Annotated in this window: 12 protein-coding genes; 9 read left to right on the forward strand and 3 right to left on the reverse strand. The window is 50.1% G+C overall.

The genetic code is table 11. From position 1 onward, the window contains the following. Positions 1-270: 270 nt before the first annotated feature. Complete coding sequence (locus tag LK436_RS06095; RefSeq protein WP_008399341.1) at positions 271-1,212, reverse strand: 2-hydroxyacid dehydrogenase; 942 nt, start codon at positions 1,210-1,212, stop codon at positions 271-273. 757 nt (positions 1,213-1,969) lie between these two features. Here LK436_RS06095 and LK436_RS06100 point away from each other — a divergent pair. The 5 genes from LK436_RS06100 (at position 1,970) to tuf (ending at position 7,569) form a co-directional block, all read left to right on the forward strand. Next, positions 1,970-2,563: a hypothetical protein gene (locus tag LK436_RS06100; RefSeq protein WP_008399338.1), complete on the forward strand. Its 594-nt coding sequence runs from the start codon at positions 1,970-1,972 to the stop codon at positions 2,561-2,563. A 364-nt stretch (positions 2,564-2,927) separates the two neighbouring features. Then, positions 2,928-3,347: a 30S ribosomal protein S12 gene (rpsL, locus tag LK436_RS06105; RefSeq protein ID WP_008399337.1), complete on the forward strand. Its 420-nt coding sequence runs from the start codon at positions 2,928-2,930 to the stop codon at positions 3,345-3,347. Between the two features lie 203 nt (positions 3,348-3,550). Further along, positions 3,551-4,021: a 30S ribosomal protein S7 gene (rpsG, locus tag LK436_RS06110; RefSeq protein WP_008399336.1), complete on the forward strand. Its 471-nt coding sequence runs from the start codon at positions 3,551-3,553 to the stop codon at positions 4,019-4,021. A gap of 15 nt (positions 4,022-4,036) precedes the next feature. Next, entirely contained in the window at positions 4,037-6,157 is a 2,121-nt protein-coding gene (fusA, locus tag LK436_RS06115; protein ID WP_021965692.1) for an elongation factor G, read from the forward strand. 218 nt (positions 6,158-6,375) lie between these two features. Next, positions 6,376-7,569, forward strand: coding sequence for an elongation factor Tu (tuf, locus tag LK436_RS06120; RefSeq protein WP_008399334.1), 1,194 nt, complete (start codon positions 6,376-6,378; stop codon positions 7,567-7,569). Positions 7,570-7,843: 274 nt separating this feature from the next. Here tuf and LK436_RS06125 read toward each other — a convergent pair whose 3' ends face one another. Further along, positions 7,844-9,262, reverse strand: a complete 1,419-nt coding sequence (locus LK436_RS06125; RefSeq protein WP_008399333.1) for an MATE family efflux transporter — start codon at positions 9,260-9,262, stop codon at positions 7,844-7,846. Beyond that, positions 9,259-9,714 carry a MarR family winged helix-turn-helix transcriptional regulator gene (locus LK436_RS06130; RefSeq protein ID WP_008399332.1) on the reverse strand — a complete coding sequence of 152 codons (456 nt, stop codon included), beginning with the start codon at positions 9,712-9,714 and terminating at the stop codon, positions 9,259-9,261. The genes LK436_RS06125 and LK436_RS06130 overlap by 4 nt, the downstream gene beginning before the upstream one ends. A 532-nt stretch (positions 9,715-10,246) precedes the next feature. Between LK436_RS06130 and LK436_RS06135 the strand changes: the two genes are divergently transcribed. The 4 genes from LK436_RS06135 to LK436_RS06150 all read left to right on the forward strand — a co-directional run bounded on the left by LK436_RS06135 (position 10,247) and on the right by LK436_RS06150 (position 17,482). Then, positions 10,247-11,731 (forward strand): SWIM zinc finger family protein, encoded by a 1,485-nt coding sequence (locus LK436_RS06135; protein ID WP_008399329.1) that lies wholly within the window; start codon positions 10,247-10,249, stop codon positions 11,729-11,731. Between the two features lie 83 nt (positions 11,732-11,814). Beyond that, positions 11,815-13,950: a hypothetical protein gene (locus LK436_RS06140; RefSeq protein WP_008399326.1), complete on the forward strand. Its 2,136-nt coding sequence runs from the start codon at positions 11,815-11,817 to the stop codon at positions 13,948-13,950. Positions 13,951-14,016: 66 nt separating this feature from the next. Then, positions 14,017-15,105 (forward strand): ATP-binding protein, encoded by a 1,089-nt coding sequence (locus LK436_RS06145; protein ID WP_008399324.1) that lies wholly within the window; start codon positions 14,017-14,019, stop codon positions 15,103-15,105. A 34-nt stretch (positions 15,106-15,139) separates the two neighbouring features. Beyond that, a complete protein-coding gene (locus LK436_RS06150; protein WP_008399323.1) occupies positions 15,140-17,482 on the forward strand; it encodes a DUF5682 family protein in 2,343 nt (780 codons plus the stop codon). The last annotated feature ends 40 nt before the right edge of the window (positions 17,483-17,522 follow it).

The following is a 17,522-nucleotide window of genomic DNA, read 5'->3' on the forward strand; positions in this document are numbered from 1 at the left end:
TCCTTGCGAGCAGAACACGGTCAGCGGGAGCAATCATTGATCCTCTGATAATGTTCATTTATTTGAAAAATAATTAGATATTGAACATTATAGCAGGGCAGGGGCAGAAATGCAAGAGAAGAAATGAATGGAAATGAGGAAAAGCGAGCAGGAGTGGGCTGAAAGCGGGAAGAAACGAAAACGTCCCGGAAAAAGCAGTACAAAAACGGCGCCGGAAAGCAGGCAGGAGGCTTTCCGGCGCCGTTTTCTGCCGGGGAGGAGGTCCCGGGCTTACATTACATTCTGAGGTTTTCCGTCTATCCAGGCCGTAATATTGTCAAAGACAATGGCGGCGCGCTTGATGAGAGCCTCTTTCGTGGCAAAGGCAACGTGAGGCGTGGCGATCACATGCTTTGCATTTAAGAGGGGGTGCTCCTTCCTGATGGGCGGCTCTGTCTCAAATACGTCAATGGCTGCGCCGGCGATGCGCTCCTCATTCAGCGCCTCTGCAAGGGCTTCGCTGTCCACCACAGGGCCCCGGGAGGTATTGATGAGAACGGCGCTTCGCTTCATGAGAGCCAGCTGTTCCCGCCCGATGAGACCTCTCGTGGAATCATTTAACGGCGTGTGGAGGGAGACGATGTCGCACTGGGAGAGCAGAGAGTCAAGATCCGTGTATGTAATTCCGGGAATATCCTTCTCTGTCCGACTGTAGGCCAGAACCTCACAGCCGAAGGCCTGGGCGATGGCGGCCACCCGAAGGCCGATGGCGCCTGTTCCGATCACGCCGAACTTCTTGCCCTCCAGCTCAAAGCCGATGAGACCGTCCTTAGTCCCCTCGCGCCGCACAGCCTCGTCGCAGGCGGGAATGTTCCTATATAAAGAGATCAGCATTCCGAAAACCAGATCCGCCACGGCGGCAGTGGAGTAGCCGGCGCAGTTGCTCACCAGGACGCCGTTTTTTCTGCAGGCATCCATGGCAATGTGGTCAATGCCTGTGAAGGCCACGGAGAGCATCTTTAAGTTTTTGCAGCCGTCGATGACTTCAGCATTTAACGGCAGGTTGGAGACTGCTATAATGTTTGCGTCCTTTCCCCTCTCAATCAGGGCCTTGGTGTCTGTGACGCGTGTGTCGTAATAGACCACTTCTATTTCCTTGGGGAGCTGCTCTGCCGCCATGGAAAGCAGCCGCTCCTTTTCCACGCCTAAAGGTTCAATGATAACAAGTTTCATGGATTTTTCCTTCCTTTCCTAAATAAAAACAAGAGCTTTTTCGGTGGCGGATAAGCCGTAACCTTAATATAAAATAGTCTAGCATAAATTTTGGCATTGTAAAGTAAATGGAAAAATAATAAAAAAATAGAAAAGACTAAAAATAATAATATTTATATATAAATAATTAGCAATAATCGGATGGTAAAACAATAAATAAAAAATATTGACAAAAAAACATAGAAATGACATAATATTCTTATAAAAAAACAAACAAAATAGATAAAACAAAGAGGCGGGTGATGTAAAATGGTAAGCTAGAAAAAGATAAGATAAGATAAGAAGAGAAGATGAAGGAGGCGTTTGGAATAAAAATAAAAATTTTTTTACTGAAATATATAGCATGTATTATAAGTTTATTCTACTTGATTAGTTATTTTATAATTCTAAAAAATATAGATGCCAAGAATTATTCAGCATTTTATTTTAATATTGCGTACATAATAGCGTTTCCAATATTTTATTTTACAGCAGCATTGATTATAGTAGGACTTATAAAGCAATACTTATTTCAAAAAAATGATTCCATTATTAAATTAGCAGCTAAAATTGGTATACTACTATTGTTAATATATTTAGTAATGTTGATATATTTTTTTATTACAAACAACTACCCTCTTGGATTTATTATTCTTGTCAATAATCCGTGGTTATTTATAATTCCTGGAATTCTTATAGCAATAGGTTATTAGGAAACATTTTAGGAAGGAGAAACATTATGAAAAAACTAATTAGTATCTTAACAACGATTTTTGTATTAGCTTTTTCAATTCAGGCTTTTGCAGCAACAAACGAAGAAAAGGTAAAGGGCAGTGCTGAAGGTTATCTTATAAGCGATACAGGTGAAAGTCTTTTTGTAGAAGGGAAACGTGTTAACACTCCGATTACACTTTTGTCAGATGAAAATACGGTTACATATGAGTTTATATTATACGGAAATCCGGAGTATATTTTATCTGGCAATCAGACGGATGGTTCTGAATCAATCAGAGTATATTTAAACTTACACTACAAAACACAGCCCAATGGACAAAATAGTGAATATCTTCTGACAAAGGTAACGGGGAATTGGGATATATTAGATTCTCGGGTATCAGTAAGCAGCGCATCCTTAACTTATGGTTGTTCAGATACAGGGCATTCTCAAAGTGGAACTAAGGCAGTAAATAATAATTTTAGCGTGAATACAGGGTTTAGTGGATATGTATTACCTGAAATGGGAGGAATTTGCGGAGCGACTTTAACAACTAATTTAAAAATGGGCTCCACAAGAACCTGGTCATTTGTTATGAAAAATAACATTTTTGGATAAGTCCCCAAAAGTTGTGCGTAACTTTCAAAGTAGATTTATGGTTCTATGTTAATAGTTGGGGTGGGATTCATTTGAATCCCACCCCATTCCTGCATCTGAGGAGCCAGTCTGAGGTCATCGCTGTACTGAAGCGTTAAGTCACAGGCACGTTTGTCTTCCCCGGCATTAAATCTTTCAAACCCCTCTCAACCCCCTAAAAACAAGGAAAATCCGCAAAAAAATATTCTGGAAGCCTTGACAGAACATGACAATCTGCTATAATGAGTAAGCGTGCAAAATTTTCATACAGGATTTTTGTGCGTAAAAACAGGGCTTTAAACGTAAAAGCCGCAACCAACAGACAATATCACAGGAGGTGAAAAGGATGCCTACATTTAACCAGTTAGTAAGAAAGGGAAGACAGACATCTGAAAAGAAATCCACAGCACCGGCTCTGCAGAAGGGATACAACTCTTTACAGAAGAGAGCTACAAACGTATCTGCTCCTCAGAAGAGAGGTGTTTGTACAGCAGTTAAGACTGCAACACCTAAGAAGCCGAACTCAGCTCTTAGAAAGATCGCCAGAGTACGTCTGTCCAACGGAATCGAGGTAACAAGCTACATTCCAGGTGAGGGACACAACTTACAGGAGCACAGCGTTGTTCTGATCCGCGGCGGCCGTGTTAAGGACTTACCAGGTACAAGATACCACATCATCCGTGGTACACTTGATACAGCAGGTGTAGCCAACAGAAAGCAGGCCCGCTCCAAATACGGTGCTAAGAGGCCGAAAGATAAGAAATAATTAGGTGAAAATTCAGATGAATTTTAGTGCCGGACTTTGATATTGACTTGTAGGTTGCAGGTTTAATCATAAGAACCGAGCACGACACGCATTGGAATTCATGCGAGTACCTAAGATCTAATGAAACGCTGCGGGAAACGAAATCTGCCTGCATATGCAGCGTAAAATAAGTTTCAGGCAGCCATATTAAGGAGGGAAGTAACGTGCCACGTAAAGGACATACTCAGAAAAGAGACGTATTAGCAGATCCGCTGTACAACAACAAGGTTGTTACTAAATTAATCAACAACATTATGTTAGACGGCAAGAAGGGTGTTGCTCAGAAGATCGTATACGGCGCATTTGACCGTGTAGCAGCTGAGACAGGCAAGGATGCCGTTGAGGTTTTCGAGGAGGCTATGAACAACATCATGCCGGTTCTCGAGGTTAAGGCAAAACGTATCGGCGGCGCCACATACCAGGTTCCGATCGAGGTTAAGCCGGAGAGAAGACAGGCTCTCGCGCTTCGCTGGATCACACTCTACTCCCGCAAGAGAGGCGAGAAGACTCAGGAGGAGAGGCTTGCAAAGGAAATTATGGATGCAGCCAACAACACAGGCGCTTCCGTAAAGAAGAAAGAAGATATGCATAAGATGGCAGAGGCTAACAAGGCATTTGCTCATTACAGATTCTAATAGGAGGAAAAAGCTTTGGCTGGAAGAGAATATCCGTTAGAGAGAACCAGAAATATCGGTATTATGGCTCACATTGATGCTGGTAAGACCACATTAACAGAGCGTATCCTTTATTACACTGGTGTAAACTATAAGATTGGTAATACTCACGAAGGTAATGCTACCATGGACTGGATGGAGCAGGAGCAGGAGAGAGGTATTACAATCACTTCTGCGGCTACAACATGTCACTGGACTCTGGAAGAGAACTGCAAACCGAAGCCAGGCGCTTTAGAGCACCGTATCAACATCATTGATACTCCAGGACACGTTGACTTCACAGTAGAGGTTGAGCGTTCCCTGCGTGTACTTGACGGCGCTGTCGGCGTATTCTGCGCAAAGGGCGGTGTTGAGCCACAGTCTGAGAACGTATGGCGTCAGGCAGACACCTACAACGTACCGAGAATGGCATTCATCAACAAGATGGATATCCTCGGCGCAGATTTCTACAACGCAGTAGAGCAGATCCGCACCAGACTCGGAAAGAACGCTATCTGCTTACAGCTCCCCATCGGCAAGGAGGATGATTTCAAGGGAATCATCGACCTGTTCGAGATGAAGGCTTACATCTACAACGATGAGAAGGGCGACGATATTTCCATCGTTGACATTCCTGAGGATATGAAGGATGAGGCTGAGCTGTACCACACCGAGCTCATTGAGAAGATCTGTGAGTTAGATGACGATTTAATGATGCAGTACCTTGAGGGCGAGGAGCCTTCTGTAGAGGAATTGAAGAAGGCGCTGAGAAAGGGAACCTGCGAGTGCGCGGCTATCCCGGTATGCTGCGGTTCCGCCTACAGAAACAAAGGTGTTCAGAAGCTTCTCGACGCTATCGTAGAGTATATGCCGGCGCCTACAGATATCCCGGATATCAAGGGCGTTGATATGGACGGAAACGAAGTTGAGAGACATTCCTCCGATGAGGAGCCATTCTCCGCTCTGGTATTCAAGATTATGACAGACCCGTTCGTAGGAAAGCTTGCTTACTTCCGCGTTTACTCCGGTACATTAAACTCCGGTTCCTATGTGCTGAACGCTACAAAGGGCAAGAAGGAGCGTGTCGGACGTATCCTGCAGATGCATGCAAATAAGAGACAGGAGCTTGATAAGGTTTACTCCGGCGACATCGCCGCAGCAATCGGATTCAAGTTCTCCACAACGGGCGATACAATCTGTGACGAGCAGAATCCGGTAATCCTTGAGTCCATGGAGTTCCCGGAGCCGGTTATCGACATCGCTATCGAGCCGAAGACAAAGGCTGGACAGCAGAAGATGGGCGAGGCCCTGGCAAAGCTTGCCGAGGAGGATCCGACCTTCCGCGCTCACACCGATCAGGAGACAGGACAGACCATTATCTCCGGTATGGGCGAGCTTCACCTGGAAATTATCGTTGACCGTCTGCTCCGCGAGTTCCACGTTGAGGCAAACGTAGGCGCTCCTCAGGTTGCTTACAAGGAGACATTTACAAAGGCAGTTGACCAGGAATACAAGTATGCAAAGCAGTCCGGCGGACGCGGTCAGTACGGACACTGTAAGGTTAAATTCGAGCCGATGGATGCAAACGCAGAGGAGACATTCAAGTTCGATTCTGCCGTTGTCGGCGGCGCGATTCCGAAGGAGTATATCCCGGCAGTCGGCGAGGGTATCGAGGAGGCAGCTAAGGCTGGTATCCTTGGAGGATTCCCGGTACTGGGCGTTCACGCAACTGTTTACGATGGTTCCTACCATGAGGTCGATTCTTCCGAGATGGCTTTCCACATCGCCGGTTCCATGTGCTTCAAAGAGGCCATGAAGAAGGCAGGCCCGGTTCTTATGGAGCCGATCATGAAGGTGGAAGTTACTATGCCGGAAGAGTATATGGGTGATGTTATCGGTGACATCAACTCCCGCCGCGGCCGTATCGAGGGTATGGAAGATGTCGGCGGCGGAAAGATGGTTAAGGCATTCGTTCCGCTTTCCGAGATGTTCGGATACTCCACAGACCTGCGTTCCAAGACACAGGGACGCGGAAACTACTCCATGTTCTTCGAGAAGTACGAGCAGGTTCCGAAGAGCGTACAGGAGAAGATTCTTTCCGAGAAAGCCGGAAAGTAATCAGAGACCGTAAAGGTTAAATTGTCCTCCGGCAGCCGGCAGCGGACTTGCGACGCGCCATCTGCCGGGGGTTCCGAGAGGGGCCCCGGATAGACAAAAATCTGCCGGGGGATTGTAAAATAGGCTTGAAAAAGATATTCTGATAGAATATAATTAGAAACAGCCTAACATATATCATCTAGCCCTTTTGCGGGCAAATTTAAGGAGGACGTTATAAAATGGCAAAAGCAAAGTTTGAAAGAACTAAACCACATTGCAACATTGGTACCATCGGACACGTTGACCATGGTAAGACAACTTTAACAGCAGCTATCACAAAGGTACTTCATGAGAGATTAGGTACAGGTGAGGCTGTTGCTTTCGAGAACATCGATAAGGCTCCAGAGGAGAGAGAGCGTGGAATCACTATCTCTACAGCTCACGTTGAGTATGAGACAAACAAGAGACACTATGCACACGTTGACTGCCCAGGACATGCTGACTACGTTAAGAACATGATCACTGGTGCTGCTCAGATGGACGGCGCTATCCTTGTAGTAGCTGCTACAGACGGTGTTATGGCTCAGACAAGAGAGCACATCCTTCTGTCCCGTCAGGTAGGCGTTCCTTACATCGTTGTATTCATGAACAAGTGTGATATGGTTGACGATCCAGAGCTTCTTGAGTTAGTAGAGATGGAGATCCGTGAGCTTCTGAACGAGTACGAGTTCCCGGGCGATGACACACCGATCATCCAGGGTTCCGCATTAAAGGCTCTTGAGGATCCGTCCAGCGAGTGGGGAGACAAGATCCTTGAGCTTATGGATGCTGTAGACAGCTATGTTCCGGATCCAGTTCGTGACACAGATAAGCCATTCCTTATGCCAGTTGAGGACGTATTCTCCATCACAGGTCGTGGTACAGTTGCTACAGGCCGTGTAGAGCGTGGTACACTTCATGTATCTGATGAGGTTGAGATCGTTGGTATCCACGAGGAGACACGTAAGGTAGTTGTAACTGGTATCGAGATGTTCCGTAAGCTCCTTGACGAGGCTCAGGCTGGTGACAACATCGGTGCTCTGCTTCGTGGTGTTCAGAGAACAGAGATCCAGAGAGGTCAGTGTCTGTGCAAACCAGGTTCTGTAAAGTGCCACAATAAGTTCACAGCACAGGTTTACGTTCTGACAAAGGACGAGGGTGGCCGTCATACACCATTCTTCAACAACTACCGTCCGCAGTTCTACTTCAGAACAACAGACGTTACAGGTGTTTGCGAGTTACCGGCTGGTACAGAGATGTGCATGCCTGGCGATAACGTAGAGATGACAGTTGAGCTGATCCATCCAGTAGCTATGGAGCAGGGACTTCGTTTCGCTATCCGTGAGGGCGGCCGTACAGTTGGTTCCGGTAGAGTAGTTTCTATCCTTGAGTAATCACCAATACGGATTCATAAAATAAATGCGCGGCAAGCGCTTGTAATACGATACCGGTCTGCTCTGAGTCTCTCTCTGGGAGAGACCCAGGCCGGGGCGGTATCTTGCTCAAGTGGGATAAAAGCGGTGCTGCAAAGTCGATGAGGCTTTGCGGCACCGCTTTCTTTTTGCCGTAAGAAAATAAGAAAGAAGCAGGCCGGCCGCTCTGGCATACACCAGGAGCAGCCGGCCTTCATTCGAAAAGTGAGAAGTGAGCTGTCTGAATGATTCCGTTTTACTGCGCCGCCGTTCTCATCTCACTGATTTTCTGGTTGAGTTTTTTCATCTCCGGAATGACAAACAGGGAAACAATGATCGTGGAGCTGATGTCCGCCACAGGACCGGCAAACAGAATTCCGTCGAGGCCCCAAAACAGAGGAAGGATCAGAATCAGCGGGATGAGAAGCACAAGCTGGCGCAGGGAGGATAGGATAGCCGCTTTGAGAGGCTGTCCCGTAGCCTGAAAATAGTTGGTAGAAACAATCTGAAACCCGGCACAGAAGATGCCAAACAGATAGATCCGCATACACTTTACTGCAAAATCCGTGAACGCTGCACTTTCATGTCCAAAAAGGCTGATGATCTGCTCGGGGAAGAGCTGACAGAGAGCCCAGCCGGTGATCAGACAGACGGAAGCCATAATACTGCATATTTTATAGGTTGTTTTAATCCGGTCATACTTCCCGGCGCCGCGGTTAAAGCCAAGGATTGGCTGGGCACCGATACCGAAGCCGATGGCCAGGGAAGCCAGAATCATGGAAATTTTCGAGACGATTCCCATGGCGCTGAGAGCAATGTCGCCGCCGCCGGCAGCCTCCAGATTTCCGTAGTGGACAAGAGAGTTGTTTAAAACAACCTGCATGATGCACGCCACAGACTGGGTAATTCCGGAGGAAACGCCAAGCGTCAGAGACCGGCTTACGATGGGGCCGGCAAATTTCATCGAGCGCAGGCGAAGCCTCATGTGCTGAGGATTTTTGTTTGCCCGCAGGAAATAGGCGGTCAGAATGATGGCTGAGATAATCTGCGAGGTGATGGTAGCGATAGCTGCTCCCTTGACACCCCAGTGGAAAATAAAAATATAAATCGGATCCAGGATGGTGTTGAGCCCGGCTCCAATCATCATGCCATACATGGAAAGTCTCGGATGACCGTCTGTCCTGGCCAGGTTAGACAATACAATTCCAATCAGGTTGAAGGGGGTTCCAAGCAGGATGATGGAAGTGTAATCGACAGCATAGGGCATGGATGCCTCGGTAGCTCCGAACAGAGAGAGAATCGGTCTGAGGAAGAGAAGGCCCACAGCCATCAGGATAATCCCTGACACAAGGGCGAGAGCGAAGGCATTGTTCAGTATGATTTCCGCCCGCCTGTTTCTCCGCTCTCCCAGGCTGATCGCCGCATTAGCGCTGCTTCCTGCACCGATGAGGGTTCCGAAAGCCAGTATAATGGTCATGACAGGGAAAGCGATGGTCGTGGCTGCGTTTCCCAGGTACCCGACGCCCTGCCCAATGAAAATCTGGTCTACGATATTGTAAATCGAGTTGATCAGGCAGGAAATAATGGCCGGAACCGAAAAGGCCAGAAGCAGCTGGGGGATCGGTTTATATTCCAGCGGATTTCCTGACTGCAAAGCTTTGGTTTCATGTTTCATAATCGGTATTCTCCTTTTTCAGTCATTTCCCAGGCCCGTGAGGCCATTCTGCTCAGAAAGTCCTCCATCTGTGCTTTTTCCTGCTCAGAAAATCCTTCTGTGAGCTGATTTTTCCAGCGATCTCTGACTTCGTAAAGACGCTCAATCAGGGCCTTGGCTGTGTCTGTCAGATACAGATGGTGGATTCGCCTGTCTCTGGGATCCGGGACAGAGCAGACAAGGTGCTCTTCTGTGAGTTTCTGGACTGCCTTTGTCACAGTCGTTTTATCATAGTTTCCGCGTTTTGCCAGCTCCTGAAGGCTGATGCCCTCCTGCTCACTGATGCGGAGCAGAAAAAACTGCTGTCCGTATCCGATGCTGAAGTCGGTCAGAGCTGCCTCAAAGTATCTCTGGGTGCAGCGCTGAATCGTGGAAATATGCTTTAGGTATGTAGTATTTCTCTGAATGCCCATAACCTGCCTTTCCAGGCCGGATTTTACTGTGAGAGAGTTCTGACAGCAGATATCAGGCCTTTTACCGAAGATTCGGTGTTAAAATTTTGTAATAATAAAAAGTGACAAAATTATTATAGAAAATGAAAGTTGAATTGTCAACTATTTTGCAGTACGGAGACGCAGGAGTGAACATGGCTGAGAGCAGAGTCACGCCGGACCGTCAGGGAGGGGACAGAGGCGTATTTGCGGAAATCAGGCGGGAAATCAGGAAAGTATCTGCATGTTTAGGAAAATTTAAGAAAAAACAGGAGTTGATTTTGATTAAAATATGGTATTCTATCTAAAAGGCAGAATCTATTATATAAAAAGCGAAAAGAACTGAAATTTAATGGGAGAGAGTTTGATTCACCTGCGCAGCAGCAGGTGAGACGTGATGGGCTGAGGCGGACAGAAACATAAAAAATGTGTTCTGCGGCTATTGAAATTTCCGCAGGCTCGGTTATAATAAAAATAGAACAAATGTTCGTTTTTGCAGGGGACAGGAGGTTATATGAGAACGATCAGTGAGCAGGAGATTATCAGCCTGGCTCCCAACGGAGGAGCTGTGATGAACGGAAGGAAAATTTCGTCGGGCGGAGGCTTTGTATCCCGCATGCGCTCTGCGGACGACACCTTCTATATGGGAGAGTGCAGGGGAAGCGGAAAGTCAAATTATACGGTTTCGGCAGATTTTGTGAAGGAGGGAGCGCCTGTATTTCGATGCAGCTGTCCCAGCCGTCAGTTCCCCTGCAAGCACAGTATTGCCCTTTTGTTTGAGATAGCCTCGGGAAAGGATTTTCCTGTGGGAGAGATTCCAGGGGATATTCTTGATAAGAGGGCAAGGCAGGAAGCCAGAGAGGAAAAAAAGGCAAAAACCCTTTCACAGGCACAGGGCGGCACAGAGAGCGGTGGGGAGAAAAAGAAAAAAACAGCCGCGAAGTCTTCCGGGGCTGCGAAGACAAGGAAGATGAAAAAGCAGCTGGAGGGACTTGCACTGCTGAAGAAGATGACGGATCAGCTTCTTTTCTCCGGCCTTTCGTCTATGGGAAGCATCTCTCTGAAGAATTACAGGGAGCTGTCAAAGCAGCTTGGAGACTATTATCTCCCCGGGCCGCAGAAATATCTGAATGAACTGATTCTGTGCATGGAAAAGTATCAGAAGGATTCAGACCCATCCCACTGCAGGGCGGCAGTGAAGCTTCTGATCCGGCTGCACGCCCTGGGAAAGAAGGCGGACGTTTATCTGAGGGAAAGGCTGGAAGCCGGTGCGGCAGAGGAGGACGGGAGTATCCTGTTTGAGGAGCTGGGCGGAATCTGGCGTCTGGATCAGCTGGAGGAGCTGGGACTTAAAAAGGAGAATGCGCAGCTTCTGCAGCTCTCCTTTTCCGTTCTGTATGACGAGGCGGCCAGGGAGTACATAGATGAGGCTTTCTGGGCAGATATCGACACAGGCGAGGTGTCGGTTTCCAGAAATTATCGCCCTGTGAGAGCTCTCAGTCACATAAAGCAGGAGGACTCCTGCTTTGCAAAACTGAAGGTTCCTTCCCTGATATACTATCCCGGCGATATGAACCGGCGGATTCGGTGGGAGCAGGCCATCTTTCAGGAGGTGGAGGACAGTGACAGGAGAGGACTCATGGAGCTTGCCTGGAAGGATATTCCGTCAGCGGTAAAGCAGGTGAAGAATCAGATAAAAAATACATTGTCAGATGACTTTTGCGGGATGCTCATTGCCTTTTCTCAGATTGGCCGCGCCGGGGAGGACGGCGAATGTGTGGTGATGGAGGATGCAGCAGGCGGAAGGATCGAGCTGAGAGACCGCACCTGCAGGGGCTGGGAACCCTGTGTGCAGCAGCTTGGCCTGCTTCCCGACAGGACACTTTTAAAAAATCAGGTGATGTTTGGCCTGCTGTACTATGACGAGACAGACAGGAAGATTTGCCTGCATCCCAGAAGTATAGTCACGGAAAAGGAGATTGTAAGGCTCATGTATTAAAGAGGGGAAGCGCAGCTGAAAATTCAGGGAAGTTTTCGTGTGCTGCGGACCAGTCTGAACCGTTCAGGCAGAAAGGATAAGATATGAACTTGAGCGCACTGTATGAATTGAAGGAACAGCTTGAGGCAGCGGCAGTTTATGGGACAGGTCTTATGACCGAGGATTTTCGCCTGAAAAAGGCGGCAGCTCAGATGGGGCCTCTGGCGCAGGCCGCTCCTGTTTTCAAAAAAATTGAACAGGCAGCCCAGGCGGCCATAGCGCCTGAGTGTCAGGACAGGCCGGGAGCGCTGATGGATGCTCTGGCACTGGTGAATGCAGTTGTATACACGCAGGGGACCGTGGGGGCGGCCGGTGAGCTTCTTCCCCTTGAGGGAGACGGCTGTGAGCAAAACAGAGTCTGTGCGGGGGAAGGGGGCAGCCTTTCAGATGAGACAGGCAGAGAGGAAAAGTCCCTAAGCTTCCTTCAGAATATTCCGTACAGCAGGATGGCTCCTCTTGTGGCAGCCCTCACGGGAACGGGAGGAGGAAGATACGCAGTGCTCGAGAGCGCTGTGCGGGAAGAGCCGGAGCTGCTTTCTGACTGGCGCCTTCTCCGTCTTATGATAGAGGCGCTGGGGGACAGCTATGGAGAGATCGGAAATCTTGTATACAGAAGGCTCCTTGAGATGGGAAGCAGTATTGTTCCCATGCTTCGCCAGGGCTTTGATTCAAATGGAAAGCGGGGCATGCTTCTGAGGCTTCGCCTCATAGGAGAGCTGGCCGGGGCCTCAGAAAATCAGCTTTACCGGAAGGCGGCCATGGATGGAGAGAAGAGCATCAGGGAGGAGGCGATTGGGCTTCTTCGCTTTGACAGTGAAAATGTTTCTCTTCTGTACGATATGCTGAAAACAGAAAAAGGGGGAATGAGAAACCGGGTTCTCTGGACTCTGTCCTTCATGGAGCTTGAGGAACCAGAAGAATATCTGGCCGCCATGAAGAAGAAAAAGCCCTCCGAGGCTGCCGGGATCCTCTGCGGCGCCCGCAATGTCCGCTCGGCAGATTTGATGGCAGATGTCCTGGAGCAGTTCCGCAAGAGTGTGATAACAGAGATGGAGAAGGCCGGGGAGGAGTATCGCAGGACAGAATCACTGTTAGCCTCTCTCGGGAAAAACGGCACACTTGAGGACGGGACTACAGCATCCCAGCTCAGAAAGAAGAGAGATCAGCTCTGTAAACAGATGCAGTGGGACAGGCGGCAGAGCGGAAAAGACCTGAACTGGCCGGCCTGGGGAACGGATGAAGAGAAGATCTGGAGGGCAGCAGAGGGGAAGTGCTCAGATAAGCTGTTTGAATGGCTAAGGCGCGCTTATGCTGAAACGCCGGGATTTTTTCCTCCTTTCTTTTTCTATGATTCCTTCTGCGATTCCCCCACGGAGGAAATGGCTTCCTTTATTGAAAGGATGTTCCGGGAGTTTGGAGATTCAGACAGACAGAATGAGAGGCGCAGCGGGATCGAGGAGGCTGTGTTTGCCAGAGCTCTCCTTACAGAGACGGCAGAGGCCGTATACGAGAAATTCAGTCCCTGGCTGGCAGGGGGGAGAGCTTCTGCCATCCTGCAGGTATTGTGTCAAATCCAGTATTCAGAAGAGAAAAAGCAGTATGTTTTTATTAAGCAAAGCCGCGGAAAGGACAGCGGCGGCAGAACAGAGGAGCCCGTTTGCTTTGAAAATCTGGACAGGAGATGGTATGGCTGGCTTCTTCTGCCGGGGAACAGAACTTTTGTCAGAAAAAACGTGAAGGTGTACACAGGGCAGATGCCGGGGCAGGGATATGCTCTGGAGAGGGATTCGAAGGCGTCTGAATGGAGCTGCCTGGAACAGGCGCTGGTGCAGCTGTACTGTCCGGAGGCAGAGGGACTTTCCGAGGCATACAGAGCGCACTTTGAAAGCCTGATTCACATGGGGTTGGAGATTGACAGCCGGCTGCTGAGGATTCTCAGGCGATGCGGATTCAGAGATTATGATTTCGTCGTTGAGAGAGTCCTGAGGGAAAATCAGAGCCAGTATTTATGGCGGGTGAAATGCCTGCTGGAAGAGATTCCTCTGCCTGCCAGCGAGCTTTCGGAGAGCCTTGGCCGTGCCCTTGAGAGGGACAGGAAAGGCACCATAGCCGGAAGAGAAAGAATTCAGATTTGGCGGGAGCAGCTTGCTGACGGGGCATGCGTGGGAGAGCTGGCATAGAGCCGGAAAGAGAGCCGGAAGACAGAATACAGAACACGATGATTTGAGAGAAAGGACAGGACATTTATGGGGAAGGAAAATATACAGAGGCTGCCTGCAGAAGAGCTGTTTCAAAAGGAGATCGATGCGCTGATTGCTGCAGAGAGGGAGTCTGTTCCCTCGGGATGGAGGATGTCGCCGCGCTCGGTTCTCACCTACATATGCGGCGGGAAGGCAAAAGGAGTGGAGATTACTCCCAAGTATATCGGCCACAGAAGGCTGGTGGAAATAGCCATCGCTACCCTGGTGACGGACAGGGCTCTTCTGCTGATAGGAGATCCGGGAACTGCGAAATCCTGGCTGTCAGAGCATCTGACTGCGGCTATAAACGGGGATTCCACCAAGGTTATCCAGGGGACGGCAGGGACCACAGAGGAACAGATCCGATATTCCTGGAACTACGCCATGCTGATTGCAGGAGGTCCCTCCAGGGAGGCTCTGATCCCAAGTCCGGTGTACCGCGCCATGGAAACGGGAACCATCGCCAGAATGGAGGAGATTTCAAGGTGCGCCTGTGAGGTACAGGATGCGCTGATCTCGATTCTGTCGGAGAAGAGGATATCCGTACCGGAGCTGGGAATCGAGATACCGGCGAAAAAGGGGTTTTCCATTATCGCTACAGCCAACACGAGGGACAAGGGAGTCAACGATATGTCCTCAGCCTTAAAGCGCCGTTTTAATACCGTGGTCCTGCCGGCGCCTGAAAGCCTGGGTGCAGAGATGGACATCGTGCGCACCAGAGTTACCCAGCTTTCGGAAAATCTGGATCTCAATGCGGCAGTGCCTGACAGTGAGGTGGTGGAAAAGGTCTGCACCATTTTCAGGGAGCTTAGGATGGGGATGACGCTGGACGGCAGGCAGAAGTTAAAGAGCACATCCGGCGTGCTGTCTACGGCTGAGGCAATTTCCCTGCTGGGGGGAAGTATGGCTCTGGCCGGAAGTTTTGGAGACGGAACAGTCACAGACTGCGATTTGGCTGCAGGACTGCAGGGAGCCATAGTCAAGGACGAGGACAGGGATTCCAAGGCATGGGTAGAATATCTGGAAAATGTCATGAAGAAACGCGGTTCCCGATGGCTCGGACTTTACAGGGAGTGCAGGGAGCTGAACAGCTAGCTGATCAGAGGCAGAAAGGCAGGGAGAGAAAGACATGAGAGAAGGGTTTGAGGAAAGAAAGCTGCGGCTCTGTCCGGGCGGCCCCCATCTGTTCGGAATCCGTCATCTGTCGCCTGGGGGAGCCTGGCATCTTCGGACATTTCTGGATCAGACGGATCCGGAGCTTGTGCTAATCGAAGGGCCGTCTGATTTTACCGATCTGATTGGGGAGCTGACAGACACCCAGGTGAAGCCGCCCGTAGCTGTGATGGCCTACACAACAGAGCTCCCCGTCCGGACGCTTCTCTATCCGTTTGCCGTCTATTCGCCGGAATATCAGGCGCTTCTGTGGGCCAGGGAAAATGGAAAGCAGGCCAGATTTATGGATCTGACCTCCGGCACCTTTCTGGCTCTTCAGAAGGCGAGAGAGGAACTAAGGAGTGAAGCCTCCATAGAAAAAGAACATGCGGATAAGGAAAAACGGGAGCAGGGACTCCGTATATCCGAGCTCTACGAAAAGGTCGACCGGACGGCAGGCGCAGGAGGGCAGGAGGCCTTCTGGGAGCATGTGATGGAAAACGCAGGGACGGCTGATGGCTACAGGAAGGGGGCGGCTGAATTTGGCTCCAGTCTTCGGGAGCTGTCAGAGGAGGATCCGGCTGAGCGGGCAGAAACGAATCTGAGGGAAGCGTATATGCGCCGTGAGATAGAGCGGGCTGTGAGGGAGGGGATCCCTCCTGATCGGATTGTCGCCGTCACCGGAGCCTTCCACCTTACAGGGCTTCAGAGGACGGCTGCCATGACAGAGGAGGAGGTACAGACTCTTGCCTGTATGGAGTCCTGCAGGACACTGATGCCGTATTCCTACTTCCGGCTTTCTGAGCGAGGCGGATATGGGGCGGGAAACCGGGCACCGGCCTACTATGAGCTGCTGTGGGAGGCCAGAAAGAGGAGAGAGGGAAGCTACGGAGCCATACGCTATCTTTCCAATCTGGCGGCATTCTGCCGGAGAGAGGGAAATCCTGTCTCTTCCGCTGAGGTGATCGAGGCCCTCCGCCTGGCCGGGGCGCTGGCACAGCTGTCAGGTTACGAGAATCCGTCGCTGAGTGATCTGAAAGATGCGGCCATAGCCTGCATGGGCCATGGGAGCTATGGAGAGCTGGCAGTGGCCATGGCGGACACGGAGATCGGAACTGCAGTGGGAAGCCTGCCGGAGGGAGTGAGCCAGACCTCCATTCAGACGGATTTTAACAGAAATATGGCGGAGCTGAAGCTGGAGCGCTACCGCTCTGTGACGGCACAGGAGCTCTCCCTGGATCTGAGGGAAAAGCTGACTGTGAAATCGGAGCGGGCTGCATTTCTGGACTTAAACCGCTCTTTTTTCCTGCACAGGCTTCGCGTCCTGGGAAACAGCTTTGTATCTCTGCAGAAAAAACGCCAGGAAGGGGCGACCTGGGCGGAGGGATGGGTTCTGAGATGGACGCCGGAATCAGAAATCCAGCTGGTGGAGGCAGTGCTCAAGGGGGATACCATCGAGCAGGCCGCTTCTCTTGAGCTGAAACAGAGGGCGGACAGGGCGGGAAGCATCGGAGCTCTTTCCAGGGTTACAGAGGAGGCATTTCTGTGCGGTATGCCGGAGGCAGTGGCCTACACTGTGTCAGCTCTGCAGGCCATGGCAGTGGATACGGCTTCTGCAGAGGAGCTGGCCTCTGCGGCCGGCAGCCTGTCTGTGGTGCTCCAGTATGGGGATATCAGGAAACTTAACAGGAAGCCGCTGATCCCAGTGCTTGCCCAGATCTTCTTAAGGCTCTGTCTGATTCTGGTGGAAGAGTGCCGGTGCGATGACGATGCGGCTAAACGGGTGGCCGAGGCCATAAACACAGCCAACACGGTAGCTGTTTCCCATGATTTTTTGGATGGGGAGCGTCTGGATCGTGTCCTGCAGGAAATTGCCGGAAGGGATGATCTGAACACAAAACTGTCAGGCTTTGCGGCAGCCATCCTTCTTGAAAAGGGAAAAATGATGGAGGAGGAGCTTTTAAGAGAGGTGTCCAGAAGGCTCTCGCCGGGAATTCCGGCTGAGCTGGGGGCCGGGTGGTTTGAAGGGCTGTCCATGAAGAACCATTACGCCCTGATTGCAAGACTCTCCTTGTGGGAAAGCCTGAGCGGGTATCTGGATGAACTGGATGACAGGGAATTTAAGAGGGCCCTTGTGTTTCTGAGGAGAGCCTTCGCAGACTTCACCTCTGAGGAAAAAAACAGGATTGCGGAAAATCTGGGAGAAATCTGGCAGGTAAACCCGGGACAGGTGAGCGAGCTTTTAAATGAAACTCTCTCAGGTGAGGAGCAGCAGGAGCTTTTAGAGGGGCTGTCAGATTTTGACTTTGACGATATATAGGACGTGAGTCTGGACAGGAGAGAGTGCAGAGGGGAGGCAG

The sequence above is a fragment of the Clostridium sp. M62/1 genome (genome assembly GCF_020736365.1).
Taxonomy (GTDB): Bacteria; Bacillota; Clostridia; order Lachnospirales; family Lachnospiraceae; genus Otoolea; species Otoolea saccharolyticum_A.

Bases quoted from the DNA above. Each gene is read 5' to 3' on its own strand.
- LK436_RS06095 (WP_008399341.1), bottom strand. From the start codon at position 1,212: ATGAAACTTGTTATCATTGAACCTTTAGGCGTGGAAAAGGAGCGGCTG.
- LK436_RS06100 (WP_008399338.1), top strand. From the start codon at position 1,970: ATGAAAAAACTAATTAGTATCTTAACAACGATTTTTGTATTAGCTTTT.
- rpsL (WP_008399337.1), top strand. From the start codon at position 2,928: ATGCCTACATTTAACCAGTTAGTAAGAAAGGGAAGACAGACATCTGAA.
- tuf (WP_008399334.1), top strand. From the start codon at position 6,376: ATGGCAAAAGCAAAGTTTGAAAGAACTAAACCACATTGCAACATTGGT.
- LK436_RS06125 (WP_008399333.1), bottom strand. From the start codon at position 9,262: ATGAAACATGAAACCAAAGCTTTGCAGTCAGGAAATCCGCTGGAATAT.
- LK436_RS06130 (WP_008399332.1), bottom strand. From the start codon at position 9,714: ATGGGCATTCAGAGAAATACTACATACCTAAAGCATATTTCCACGATT.
- LK436_RS06135 (WP_008399329.1), top strand. From the start codon at position 10,247: ATGAGAACGATCAGTGAGCAGGAGATTATCAGCCTGGCTCCCAACGGA.
- LK436_RS06140 (WP_008399326.1), top strand. From the start codon at position 11,815: ATGAACTTGAGCGCACTGTATGAATTGAAGGAACAGCTTGAGGCAGCG.
- LK436_RS06145 (WP_008399324.1), top strand. From the start codon at position 14,017: ATGGGGAAGGAAAATATACAGAGGCTGCCTGCAGAAGAGCTGTTTCAA.
- LK436_RS06150 (WP_008399323.1), top strand. From the start codon at position 15,140: ATGAGAGAAGGGTTTGAGGAAAGAAAGCTGCGGCTCTGTCCGGGCGGC.